The 12,623-nt window shown below is 68.8% G+C and carries 11 protein-coding genes and 1 pseudogene; 8 read left to right on the top strand and 4 right to left on the bottom strand.

From position 1 onward, the window contains the following. The 3 genes from ACIRF9_RS03425 to ACIRF9_RS03415 all read left to right on the top strand — a co-directional run bounded on the left by ACIRF9_RS03425 (position 1) and on the right by ACIRF9_RS03415 (position 4,830). A complete protein-coding gene (locus ACIRF9_RS03425) occupies positions 1-885 on the top strand; it encodes a carbohydrate ABC transporter permease (protein WP_403815527.1) in 885 nt (294 codons plus the stop codon). 61 nt (positions 886-946) lie between these two features. Beyond that, a complete protein-coding gene (locus tag ACIRF9_RS03420; RefSeq protein ID WP_403815524.1) occupies positions 947-3,247 on the top strand; it encodes a glycoside hydrolase family 3 N-terminal domain-containing protein in 2,301 nt (766 codons plus the stop codon). Between the two features lie 122 nt (positions 3,248-3,369). Beyond that, positions 3,370-4,830: a glycoside hydrolase family 32 protein gene (locus ACIRF9_RS03415; protein WP_403815521.1), complete on the top strand. Its 1,461-nt coding sequence runs from the start codon at positions 3,370-3,372 to the stop codon at positions 4,828-4,830. 53 nt (positions 4,831-4,883) lie between these two features. Here ACIRF9_RS03415 and ACIRF9_RS03410 read toward each other — a convergent pair whose 3' ends face one another. Then, entirely contained in the window at positions 4,884-5,216 is a 333-nt protein-coding gene (locus tag ACIRF9_RS03410) for a hypothetical protein (protein ID WP_403816144.1), read from the bottom strand. Between ACIRF9_RS03410 and ACIRF9_RS03405 the strand changes: the two genes are divergently transcribed. Next, positions 5,125-7,785: a discoidin domain-containing protein gene (locus ACIRF9_RS03405; RefSeq protein ID WP_403816110.1), complete on the top strand. Its 2,661-nt coding sequence runs from the start codon at positions 5,125-5,127 to the stop codon at positions 7,783-7,785. The two genes, ACIRF9_RS03410 and ACIRF9_RS03405, sit on opposite strands and share 92 nt — an antisense overlap. Positions 7,786-7,910: 125 nt before the next feature. Here the strand turns inward: ACIRF9_RS03405 and ACIRF9_RS03400 are convergent, their stop codons facing one another. Beyond that, entirely contained in the window at positions 7,911-8,483 is a 573-nt protein-coding gene (locus ACIRF9_RS03400; protein ID WP_403815518.1) for a TIGR03086 family metal-binding protein, read from the bottom strand. 97 nt (positions 8,484-8,580) lie between these two features. Between ACIRF9_RS03400 and ACIRF9_RS03395 the strand changes: the two genes are divergently transcribed. Next, positions 8,581-8,907, top strand: coding sequence for an ArsR/SmtB family transcription factor (locus tag ACIRF9_RS03395; RefSeq protein ID WP_403815515.1), 327 nt, complete (start codon positions 8,581-8,583; stop codon positions 8,905-8,907). Between the two features lie 10 nt (positions 8,908-8,917). Beyond that, positions 8,918-9,358, top strand: a complete 441-nt coding sequence (locus ACIRF9_RS03390) for an SRPBCC domain-containing protein (RefSeq protein ID WP_403815512.1) — start codon at positions 8,918-8,920, stop codon at positions 9,356-9,358. Between the two features lie 262 nt (positions 9,359-9,620). On the opposite strand, the gene ACIRF9_RS03385 is transcribed toward ACIRF9_RS03390, so the two are convergent. Next, complete coding sequence (locus ACIRF9_RS03385; RefSeq protein ID WP_403815510.1) at positions 9,621-10,280, bottom strand: MSMEG_1061 family FMN-dependent PPOX-type flavoprotein; 660 nt, start codon at positions 10,278-10,280, stop codon at positions 9,621-9,623. Positions 10,281-10,355: 75 nt separating this feature from the next. Next, the gene (locus ACIRF9_RS03380; protein WP_403815507.1) at positions 10,356-11,201 is read right to left on the bottom strand and encodes an MOSC domain-containing protein; all 846 of its coding nucleotides are present in this window, start codon (positions 11,199-11,201) and stop codon (positions 10,356-10,358) included. 78 nt (positions 11,202-11,279) lie between these two features. Here ACIRF9_RS03380 and ACIRF9_RS03375 point away from each other — a divergent pair, with 78 nt between their 5' ends. Next, complete coding sequence (locus tag ACIRF9_RS03375; protein ID WP_403815504.1) at positions 11,280-11,468, top strand: hypothetical protein; 189 nt, start codon at positions 11,280-11,282, stop codon at positions 11,466-11,468. Positions 11,469-11,724: 256 nt separating this feature from the next. Next, positions 11,725-12,605: pseudogene (locus ACIRF9_RS03370) on the top strand (helix-turn-helix transcriptional regulator). Positions 12,606-12,623 lie beyond the last annotated feature (18 nt).

The following is a 12,623-nucleotide window of genomic DNA, read 5'->3' as shown; positions in this document are numbered from 1 at the left end:
ATGACCACAGTCGTTTCCACCCCCGGGCCATCGGCCACGGACAAGGCCGTGAGGCGCCGCCGCATCCGGCAGACCTGGGGCCTGCCCTGGCTGTACGTACCGCTCGCCGGCGCCCTGCTGCTGATGATCGCGCCGTTCCTCTGGATGCTGTCCGGCTCCTTCAAGCCCGAGGCCGACATCCGCAGGGTCCCGCCCGTCCTGATACCCACGGCGCCCACGGCCTCCAACTACGGCGAACTGTTCAGCCGCCTCGACTTCACCAGCATGTTCGCCAACTCCGTGATCGTGGCCCTCGCCGTCACCGCCGGAAACCTTCTCTTCTGCTCGATGCTGGGATACGCCCTGGCCAAGCTGGAGTTCCGCGGCCGACGCGCCGTGTTCGCCCTGGTCATCGCGACCCTCATGGTCCCCGGCCTGGTCACCTTCGTACCGCTGTACGTCCTGGTGGCCAACATGAAGCTGACCGGCTCCCTGCTCGGGCTGATCCTGCCGTTCCTGGCCACCCCGTTGGGGGTGTTCCTGATGCGGCAGTTCATCTCCACCCTGCCCGACGAACTCATCGACGCCGCCCGCGTCGACGGCTGCCGCGAACTCGCCATCTTCGCGAAGATCATCCTGCCGCTGACCAAACCGGCCCTCGCCACCCTCGGGATCATCACCTTCCTCGGCTCCTGGAACAACTTCCTGTGGCCTCTGGTCGTCGCCCAGAACGAGAGCCAGTACACCCTCCCCGTCGGCCTCGCCCTGGCCAGCAGCGGACAGTCCTTCACCCGCTTCGGCATCCTGCTCGCCGGCGCCGTGGTCGTCCTGCTGCCGGTGATGATCGTCTTCCTCCTCTTCCAGCGCCACTTCGTCGCCGGGATCGCCACCACCGGCCTCAAGTGACCTCCGTCGCCCACCCCCAAACAACTCCTGACCTGCAACGACTCATGACTTGGAGACCCCAGTGGGACAGCCGGTCCGCTCTGTCGCGTACCTGGATCCGGACGCGTCCGTGGAAACGAGAATCGAGGACCTGCTGTCCCGGATGACCCTGGCGGAGAAGGTCGGGCAGTTGCTGATGCTCGACGCCCAGCACGGGGACCTGGCGGACATCGTGTCGGCCAAGCTGGCCGGGTCGGTGCTGCATGTGCATCCCGCGCTGATGCCTCAGGCCATGGAACTGGCCCGGCGGACACGGCTCGGTATTCCGCTGCTGACGGCCGACGACGGCATCCACGGCCACTCGTTCTGGCCGGGGGCGACGATCTTCCCGACCCAGCTGACCATGGCCTGCACCTGGGATCCCTCCTTGCTCCACCAGGTCGCCCGTGCGTCCGCGACCGAGATCGCGGCGACCGGAATCCACGGGACGTTCTCCCCGGTGCTGTGCATCACCCGCGACCTGCGCTGGGGCCGGATCAACGAGACCTTCGGCGAGGACCCGTTCCTGATCGGTGAACTGGGGGCGGCGATGGTGCGTGGCTACCAGGGTGAGGGCCTCGGCGACCCGACGGCCGTGCTGGCGTACGCCAAGCACTTCGCGGGCTACTCCGAGACCCTGGGCGGACGCGACGCCAGCGAAGCGGAGCTCAGCCCGCGCAAGCTGCGCTCGTGGTTCCTGCCCCCGTTCGAGCGAGCGGCTCGGGCCGGCTGTCGCGCCTTCATGCTGGGCTACCAGTCGATCGACGGCGTGCCCATCACCGCGAACGAGTGGCTGATCAACGACGTACTCAAGGGCGAGTGGGGCTTCACCGGCACGCTGGTGACCGACTGGGACAACGTCGGCCGGATGGTCTACGACCAGCGGACCTGCGCCGACCACACCGAGGCGGCGGCGGTCGCCGTCAACTCCGGGAACGACCTCATCATGGCCACGCCGGCGTTCTTCGAGGGCGCCCAGGAGGCGGTCGCCCGCGGCCTGGTCGACGAGAAGCAGATCGATGACGCGGTACGGCGGGTCCTGCGGCTGAAGTTCGAGCTCGGGCTCTTCGAGGACCCCCGTGCCCCCGACCCCGAGCGGCAGGCGCGGGTGATCGGCGGCCGCGCACACGCCGACCTCAACCTCGAGACCGCCCGACGTTCCCTCGTGCTGCTGCGCAACGAGGGGATCCTGCCCCTCGAAGGCGGGCTGACCGGGGACGGAACCGGTCGCGCCGCGGGCCGGGGCACTCCGCGGACGATCGCGGTCATCGGCCCCAACGCCGACAGCCCGCAGGCCATGCTCGGCGACTGGGCTGGGGCCACCGGCCAGGTGCCGTGGATGCCCGAAGGACATCCACGCGAGTTGGTGGAGACGGTGCTGGACGGGCTCCGCGCCGTCGTCCCCGCCGACTGGACCGTCACGCACGCCCGCGGAGCCGACATCGAAAACCCCGCGTTCGACCCCGACGAGTGGGTCGTCGGGCCCGACGGACAACCACAGCCGCCCGTCTTCACCCCCGCCCCGGTCGACGAGGCACAGCTTCGGGAGGCAGTCGACGCGGCGGAGGCCGCCGACTACGCCGTCGTGGTCGTGGGGGACACCATCGCCCTGACGGGCGAGGTGCGCTCCACGGCCACCCTCGACCTCCAGGGAGGCCAGATCGCGCTGTTGGACGCGGTCGCAGCCACCGGCACGCCCATGATCGTGGTACTGCTCCAGTCCAAGCCGAGCACCCTCCCCGACTCGGCACTGAACGCGGCGGCACTCATCGAGGCGTTCAACCCGGGCATGCGCGGCGGCCGCGCGATCGCCGAACTCCTCCTCGGACTCGTCGAGCCCAGCGGCCGGCTCCCGGTCTCCTTCGCACGGCACGTCGGACAGCAGCCGGTCTTCTACAACCAGGTGCGGGGCCAGCACGGTGACCGCTACGCGGACCTCACCCAGGACCCCCTGTTCGCGTTCGGCGAGGGCCTGAGCTACACCACCGTCACCTACTCCGACGTCGCCGTGCACGAGGACGACGTCTGCGCCGACGGCACCCTCCACGCGACCGTACGACTCACCAACAGCGGAAGCCGGCCCGCCCTGGAAACCGTCCAGGCGTACGTCAGCGACCTGACCACCAGCGTCACCTGGGCCGAGCAGGAGCTGAAGGCCTTCACCCAGGTCGTCGTCCCTCCCGGCGAAAGCCTGGAGGTCACCCTCAGCATCCCTGCCGCGCACTGCTCACTGGTCACGGCCGACGGCCGCCGAGTGGTCGAACCCGGCGAGTTCGCACTCCGCGTCGGCCCCAGCTCACGGCGGCGGCAGCAGCTCAGCGCGGGATTCCGCATCCGGGCCTGAACCCCGCTCGAAGGCCGTACGGAGGCCGCTTCAAGGCCATACGGAGGCCGCTCGAAGGCTCCCGCCCAGCCGATACCTGACCCGGCTGGGCGGGACCCCCCGCAACACCGAAAGGCACGCGTGTGTCCACCCCACCCCGCGACCCGCACTTTCCCGTCGCGCACCTGCGCCCGCCCCGCAACTGGATCAACGATCCCAACGGGCTGGTCTTCCACGACGGCCACTACCACGTCTCCTACCAGTACAACCCGTACGGAGCGACCCACGCGAACCTCCACTGGGGTCACTTCCGCAGCCCCGACCTGCTGAGCTGGGAGCCGCTGCCGATCGCCCTGTCCCCGACGCCCGGTGGCGTGGACGCCGACGGCTGCTTCTCCGGCAACGCCGTCTCCGACGGCGACCGGCTGGTCGCCTTCTACTCCGCGCACCGCGAGGACCGCTCGTTCCAGCACCAGCCGGTCACCTGCGCCGTCTCCCGCGACGACGGCAGGACCTTCAGCCCGCGGGGAGAAACGATCCTCCCGACATGGCCCGAGGGCTGCACCATGTACCGCGACCCGTACGTCTGGCAGGACGGCGACGGCTGGCGGATGCTGGTCGGCGCCGCCCTCGCGGACGGCCGCGCCGCCGCTCTCCTCTACGACTCGCCCGACCTGGAGAACTGGACGTACCGAGGGCCCTTCGCCACCCGCCGGCCGGAGCCCATCGGCGGCACCGAGCAGCTCACCGGCGAGGGCTGGGAATGCCCCCAGTACCTCCCGGCGGTCGACGGCCGCGGCGCCCTTGTCTTCGGCGCATGGACCGAACCCACCGGCCCCATGAGCGTCGCGGCCCTGATCGGCGAGGAGCACGACGGCCACTTCGAGGCCGGCTCACCGGTCCCCCTCGACCACGGCCCCGACTGCTACGCACCCGCGCTGCTGCGCGCACCCGCCGGCCGGTGGCTGCTGTGGGGCTGGTCGTGGGAAGCCCGCGACGAAGCCTGGGCCGTCGCGGACGGATGGGCCGGCGTCCTCACCCTGCCCCGCGAGATCCATGTCGACGGCGCCGGAACGCTGCGCCAGCAACCGGCCGCCGAACTCCTCGCCCTGCGCGGCGAACACACCGTCCACGCCGCAGGCGAAACGCACGGCCCGCAGCCGGTGAACCTCGGCGGCGTAGGCAGGGCCTTCGACCTGACGGCCCGTCTGGAGCCCACCGGAGACGCCGGCCTACGGCTGCTCACCACCCCGGACGGCTCCGAATACCTCGACATCCGCCTCGACGCCGACGCGGGCGAACTGGTCGTCGACCGCGACCACGCCTCGCTGGACTCCCGGGCCCACGGCGGCTCCTACCGGATGCCCTGCCCCACCGGTCGGCCCGTCGACGTGCGCGTGGTCGTCGACCACTCCATCGCCGAGATCTTCCTGACCACCACCGGCCAGGCCCTCACGCTGCGTTTCTACCCCACAGGGCAGGACCCGTGGCGACTTCAGGCCCGCACCGCACCGGGTACGCACCTCGGCTACACGGTCGACGCGTGGGAGCTGCGCCCTCTCATGGTCAGGACGCCGACCCCCGCCGCCACAGAGCAGTACTGAACAAACAGGTCTGAAGGAGGATCTTCAATGAGCTCGTACGGTCTTGGACGACGTCAGTTCCTCACTACCGCCATCGGCGTCGCCGCCGCCTGGACCCAGGTTTCCGGCAAGGCTGCCGCCGCCACCTCGTCACGCAGTTCTTCTGTGCAGGTCTGGCTGACCGACGTATCGGCCAAGGAGTGGGTCGCCGGCCAGAGCGATGTGCTGTTCCGAACGAAGACCACGGACAACCCGCTCACGGTCAAGGTCGACGACAGCGTCAAGTACCAGAGGATCCAGGGCTTCGGGGCGGCCATGACCGACTCCTCCGCCTGGCTCATCAACAAGCTGTCCGCTGCTGATCGAACGAAGCTGATGCAGAAGCTGTACGACCCCTCGAAGGGCATCGGCCTCAGCCTGATCCGCTCTCCGATGGGCGCCACGGACTTCAACGCGTCCGGGAACTACTCCTACGACGACATGCCGGCGGGACAGACGGACCCGACCCTGTCCAACTTCTCCGTCAAGCATGACGAGGCCTACATCATTCCGGTGTTGCGGCAGGCTCTCTCACTCAACCCGTCCGCCAGAATCATGGCCAACCCATGGAGCCCGCCAGGCTGGATGAAGACATCGGACTCCATGATCGGAGGCACCCTCAAGAGCGAGTACACCTCCACGCTGGCCGACTACTTCGTGAAGATCGTCAAGGCCTACGACAAAGCCGGGGTCCCCGTCTCCTACATCTCGCCGCAGAACGAACCCATGGGAACTCCCAGCTGGCCCGGCATGTTCCTGTCCGCTTACCAGGAATCCCAGTTGATCCAGGAGATCGGCCAGGCGTTCGCGGCCAACGGGATCCCCACGAAGATCCTGGCCTGGGACCACAACTGGGATGTGCCCTCGTATCCCGAGACGATCTTCAGCGATCCCGCCGCCGCCCAGTACACCGCGGGAACCGGGTGGCACATCTACAGCGGTGACCCGACCTACCAGACTCTGGTCCACAACGACTATCCGAGCAAGGAAACCTACATCACGGAAGCCAGCGGAGGTGTGTGGCAGGGTGACGACCGGACGGCGTTCCATGACGCACTCGGCACGTGGATCATCAAGGGCACCCGCAATTGGGCGAACGGCGTGATGTTGTGGAACACCGCGCTCGACCCCGACAGAGGTCCACTCAACAGTGACACCAATGGCATACCCATGTGCCGGGGCCTGGTCACGATCGATCCGACCAGCGGACAGGTGTCCTACAACGTGGACTACCACGCACTCGCTCACGTCAGCAGGTTCGTCAGGCCTGGAGCGCACCGCATCTACTCGAACACCTTCGGGGAAGGGAGCATAGAGAACGTCGCCTTCCAGAACCCGGACGGATCGAAGGTCCTGATCGCGTACAACTCGGGGAGCTCCGCGAAAACGTTCAGCGTCGCGGACGGATCGCAGTCCTTCGACTACACCTTGAACTCCGGCGACGCGGTCACGTTCACGTATGCGGGGCCCCGAGGGAGCGGCGGCACCCCCGCGGCGACCAACGTCTCGGATCCGACCCACGACTTCGCGTTCAAGTCGCCGTCCGGTCCGATCACGGTCACGTACGACCCGGCGCTGCTCCCCCACCAGAACACCGTCCGCACCGGGACCAAGCTGCTCACGTACTCCCTGCCGATCGGAGCGTCCATCCGGACGCCCGGAACGTCACTGAGCCGTGGTCACTGGACCGCGACGGCCTCGGCGAGTCCGGACTGGGGTGCGGCCTCGAACGCGATCGACGGCGACATCAACACACGGTGGAACCTCGGGCACGGGACGACGAGCGGCGACTGGTTCCAGATCGATCTGGGGAGCTCCACGAGCTTCAACAAGATCGTCTTCGCCACCGGCGAGAACAACTCCTTCGACTACGTCACCAAGTACCAGATATACGTTTCGGACGATGGGGCCGACTGGGGCAGCGCCGTCGCGAACGGCAGCGGGAACATCGGAAGGATAGCCGTCACGCTGCCGGCCCGGACGGCACGGTACATTCGCATCGTCTGTGCCGCGGCGTCCGGTTTCTGGTGGAGCATCGGCGAAATCAACGTATACGGGTCTTCGAGTGGAACCGGCTCGATCGCGGCTCCGACGGCAGTACCCAGGGGCCTCCAACTGAAGACCTGGACCAGCTCGGAAGGGTCGCAGGTCGTCGCGGTATTCAACGGGACCGCCACCAGTCAGAGTTTCCCGGTGTCCGCCGACGGCACGTACACATATACGCTCCCGAGCGGGACCTCGGCGATGTTCACCACCCAGAAGCTGTCGAGCTTCCCCTCGCCGGCCCTAAGCGGTCTGGAGCCGAAGCAGGGCATACCGCGCTCCAAGTTCACCGTCAGCGGATCACATTTCGGTGACACACAGGGACTGGGGACGGTCCGTTTCGGATCGACGTATGCCGAGATAGACAGCTGGTCGGACACGAGCATCAGCGCCTACGTCCCGAGCGGACTCTCCGTGGGAACGTACAAGGTCTCGGTGAACGGCGCCGGCGGAGCAGACGCGGGTGGATCTTCGTACGACGTCATAGACCTGGGTCCCGCACTGCCGCGGACGGGCTGGACCGCGACGACCTCGGACACAAGTCCGTACGACGACGGCCCCGCAAACATGCTGGACGGCAATCCGGACACCCGTTACAGCTCCGGAACGGGCCAGTACGACGGCCTGTGGATCCAAGTGGACATGGGGCAGACGCAGACGTTCGACAAGATTCTGCTGGATTCCGGCAGCAATATCGGCGACTACGCGCGAAGCGCGGACGTGTACGTGTCCTCGGACGGAACCGACTGGACCAAGGTTTCTTCCATGACAGACGGCCAGCGAGTCGAACTGCTGTCCTTCCCAACCCGGACAGCTCGCTACATCAAGGTCATCAATACCCGCGATGTCGCGAGTAACTGGTGGTCGATCGCGGAATTGACCGTCTACAGCTGACCTCGGGCTCCCCGCCCCGAGGTCGGGAGGTGCGCCCGTTCGGGGAAGGACCGCCGGGAGGGTGTCGGTGTCGGCCACGGTCCGCCTCGTGCGGTCCTGGTTGCCGGATGACGTCCTGCGGGTGGTCAGTGGCTCCATTCAGGGTTCCTGCCGCTGATGCCGAGCGCGCGGTGGAAGGCGGGTGCGCCGGAGGCGACGGGTACGGGCGGGCCGAAGCTGCCGTTCGCCCTGGCCTGGTCGGCGATCTGCTCGACCACGCCGAGGGCGACCTCGGCGGTCTCCTCGCCGACCGGGAAGGTCTGGCCGGTGGCGCGGGCCAGGTCCCAGCCGTGCAGGGCGAGTTCCTCCAGGGTGATCGTCGCCGCGAAGGCGGCCGGCATCTCTCCCGGCCCGAACTCGGTGGTGCCCTCGTAGGCCGCGGGGTCGGCCCAGGCCGCCGCGGCCAGCTCGGCGGCCTCGGCAGCGGCAGCGGGCGACATCGTCAGGGCGTCGCCCTCTCCGGCCCGCGGTTCCTTGCGGGCGGCACGTGCGGACGAGGTCAGGGTTGCGCCCAGGTGGTCGAGGAGTTCGGCGACGGTGAACTTCTCGCACGGAGTGCGGTCGCCCAGCTGGTCGCCGCGGACGGCGGAGGCCGTGGCGACGACCGCGGCGGCGCATTCCCGAATGGCGGGGTGCAGTGCGTTGTGCTTGGTGTTCATGAGTCTCTTCCTCCTTGCGATCCCGATACTCACTTTAGCCATGACTAAAATGACACGCCTTCGGCCCCAAATTCAAGTGGCGGCTAAAATGATGTCCATGGATGCGGTAAGGGTGGTCGCCGAGCCCAGGCGGCGCGAGATCCTTCGCCTGGTCTGGGACACGGAGCTGTCCGCGGGCGACATCGCGGAGCGATTCGACGTGACCTTCGGGGCGGTCTCGCAGCACCTCAAGGTGCTCAGGGACTCCGGCCTGGTCACACTGCGCCAGGACGGCAAGAAACGCTTCTACCGGGCCGACCGCGAAGCCATGGGACCACTCGCCGACTATCTGCAGTCCATGTGGGCCGCCAAGCTCGACACACTCGCCGAGCTGGCGGAGGCGGCCGAGCGGGCCGAAGAAGCCGGACAGCCCGAGATCACCTGAGGGGCGACCTTTGAGTACGACAGACGTGGTGACGGTCGAACGACTCATCGCCGCACGACCCGAGACGGTGTTCTCCTTCTTCACCGACCGGGAAAGATGGCTGTCCTGGATGGGCAGGGACGGCGAGTTCAGCTTCGAGCCGGGAGGCCACTACCGGACGAACGTCAATCGCGACAACGTGGCCGAGGGCCGTTTCGTCGAGATCGACCCGCCCAAGCGGCTGGTCTTCACCTGGGGCTGGGCCGAGGGCGGGATGACCCTGCCGCCCGAATCGACAACGGTGGAGATCATCCTGGAGCCGGTCGACGGCGGCACTCTGCTGCGCCTGGTCCATCGCGGCCTGCCCACCGCGGACGCGTGCGCCGCGCACAAGGAGGGCTGGGCCCATTACGTGGACCGGCTCGCGACCGTGGCAACGGGCGGCGACCCCGGGCCCGACCCCTGGATGTGACCCCGCGCGACCTCCACCGGCGCACACAAGCCGAGTTCGGCGTGCCCACGATGCCCAGGTGGAACCAGGGCTGTCCGGAATCACCCCCGGACCGCTTCAGGTTCTTCGCGGCGGCGATGCGCTCCGCGGTGAGGTACGCCGGTCAGAACGGCTGCGAGATGACGACATCCGCGTCGGCCGGCTCATGGTCGAGGACGGACCCGTCACCGTCCTTGTCGGAGAAGAACCTGTGCAACGCCTTCGGCAATCGCTGATCGGCCCGCTACTCGTACCGGTACTTCAGCGAATCCGCCTCCGCCCGCTCGATGTCAGCGATCGTCAGCTCCGGCATCCGCAGCCGGGCCGGCGTCACCTCGGCCGAGGTCGGCTGGGCGTCCGCCGGCAGCCACTGCTCCGGCTTCCAGGCCCCACTGCGCAGAAGCGACTTGGGGCAGTGCGGGTAGACCTCCTCGATCCCCACCACCAGCGCACTGGCCGGCGGCCTGCCCACGGCGGTCAGCTGCGACAGCAGCTCCGGGCGGGTGGAGACACAGGCCCGGCCGTTCACCCTGAGCGTCGTGGTGCGCCCCGGGATGACGAACAGCAGCCCGGCCCGTCCGGTGGCGACGACGTTCTGCAGGGTGTCCAGACGCTTGTTGCCTGTCGCGTCCGGTATCGCCACCGTCCGTGCGTCCAGGACGGCGACGAACCCGGCGGGACCGCCGCGCGGGGAAACGTCACAGTTGCCCTCGGCGTCCGCGCTGGCGACCAGGACCAGCGATGAGCATCCGATCAACCGCCGGGTCTGCTCGGTGAGTTCGGTCATCTGCTTACGCACGGCCGCGTCGCTGGGGAGGTCGTAGACCCGACGCAGCGCCTCCTGGTCGGGCACGGCGTCCAGGCGCAGCGAGTCGAAAGCACTGCCGGCAAAGGGTGCCGTCATGCCCCCGACAGTAATGGGCCGACCTGCGACTCCCTCACCCCGTGCACCGAGGGGCTCATGGCCTGCGGCACATGATCAGGCCGCCTTCTGCAACGTGAGCGTGTCGCCCACACGGACTGTCCCGGCTTCCAGCACGTTCAGGTACACGCCGAGGCACGAGAGCCGCCCCAGGTCGAACACGGGAATGCGGTGATCGCGGGCGACCGCGCGCATGATGCCGGGATCCGGCGGGAGTTCGTCGTGGCCGAGGGTGGGGATCACGCAGCGGGGTGTGGGCACCACGACCCGGAACAGCGCCTCTCCCACGCGCAGCCGTGATCCCGGCCAGGCGTCCTCGGGAAAGCCCGGCCCCGCGTCTGTGTCGACGACCAGGTTGGGCCTGAAGCGGCGGGCGTCGAAGTCCCCGGCGGGATACACCTCTCGCATCCGGGCCAGGGAGGCCGTGGTGACGAGATGGACCTGCCCGAAGTCGAAGAACGTGCCCGGGGCGACGCTGCCCGTCGTGATGTTCTCCCCCGCGGCATCGACGGATGCCGACTCCCGCACCGCGTCAGGGACCCCGCCTTCGTACTCGGGTACGGCACGTTCGAGTCTGTTGTGCTCCGGTACGGCGGCCGAGAGGAACACCTGTCGCCCCAGCAACTTGGACAGTCGCTCATCCAGTTCAGGGTCTTCCACCGGAAGGGCGGTCCCGTCCGGCAGGACGACCCGCACCGCCCCCGAGTCGTCGAGGCGGCTTCGGCAGCGCAGCAACGGCCCCCACTTGCGAGGGTGCTTGGCGCTGCCCACCGCGCCCGTTTCGTCGAGAACGGCATAGCCCCGGTCCCCGGAGAACCCGCTTTCGGTGACCGCCACGGCTATCACGGCTTCGCCCAGCATCGACTTCACCGGATAGCGGTACAGCGCCGTCACAGTCCCCATGCATCAAGTATGCGTGCACCGCGCGGGCCAGATCCGGGCCGAGCTGCGTGGGTCCGCCGCCCGAGCAGAAGGGCATCCGTGCCCTCGTACGCCGCACCGACCTGCGCCCCGGCGACCTCGTCCAGCAAGGGCGCCTGCACCCCTCTGTCTTCGCTCCTTCCGCGGCAGCGCGACTCCGCTCGCCCAGCCCGGCAGACATATACCGTCGCCGACCACCTCATCGACACCTCCGCCCTCGCCCGCGTCCTGCTCCGCCTGAACACGTGAAGGCAGCACTCGACGCCCACTGCACCTGGTGCCCCATGCCGGACGGCGTGCACCGCCGCTCCCGCGTCGTCACGCCGCTCCCTGCCGCACCGCGACCTCGTCCGGTCCTCCCCGGCCCTGACCGGCGCGCTGCACCGTGCCGCCTGCCGCCCCACCGAAGCTGCGGGTCGCGGTTGTCCAGGGTGCGCGGTTCCTGGGTGAAGCGCGCACCCCTTCGCCCTCACCGCAAGGCAGTGCGGAGCACTGGCCTCGACATATGGACACGGACAAGGCCCCCGCCGTCGAGAACGCGCTGGGAGGTTTCCTCCGCGCACGGCGTGCCCGACTGCGCCCCGAAGACGTGGGCCTGCCTACCTCCGGTCGTCGCAGGGTGCCCGGTCTGCGCCGTGAGGAGGTGGCCACGCTCGCCGGGGTGAGCTCCGACTACTACACGCGTCTGGAACAGGGCCGCGAACGGCACCCGTCGCAGCAGATACTCGAGGCCGTGGCGCGAGCTCTGCGACTGGACGACGAAGCGGTGGCCCACCTGTATCGCGTGGCCGCCCCGAGCACCCGCCGTACGCGCCGCGCGCCGCGCGCCGAACGTGTCGCCCCGCACCTGCGGCGACTCCTCGACACGTGGAGCGACACGCCCGCCTTCGTCCTGGGCCCCGCATTGGACATCCTGGCCCGCAACCGGCTCGCGAGCGCCCTCTACGCCGGCTTCACCCACTCCGACAACCTGCTGCGGATGACGTTCCTGGACCCGGCCGCGCGGCACTTCCACCGTGACTGGGCCCGGGCCGCCGAGTCGACCGTGGCCACACTGCGGCGGGCGGCCGGTATCGACCTCGAGGACCCTCGGCTGAGCCGGCTCGTAGGCGAACTGTCCGTGAAGAGCACCGACTTCCGCGTCCTGTGGGCGCGCCACGACGTGCGCGGCAAGACCCGCGAGGCCAAGCTCTTCCACCACGCCCAGGTCGGCGACCTCGAACTGCGCTACGAGTCCTTCACCGTCAACAGTGCCCCCACCCAGCAGCTCGTCGTCTACCAGCCGAACCGGGCAGCACCTCCGCCGACGCCCTCGCCCTGCTCGGCTCGCTCAGTGCCGGCCCCGTACCCGCACAGGACAGGGCGACGGGCGCCGTCTCCGACTGATGCGGGCCCCTCGACTAG

The organism is Streptomyces sp. NPDC096132 (genome assembly GCF_044763345.1).
Lineage (GTDB): Bacteria > Actinomycetota > Actinomycetes > Streptomycetales > Streptomycetaceae > Streptomyces.
Note: the sequence above shows the minus strand (reverse complement) of the source record. Positions and strands in the feature narration are given on the sequence as shown.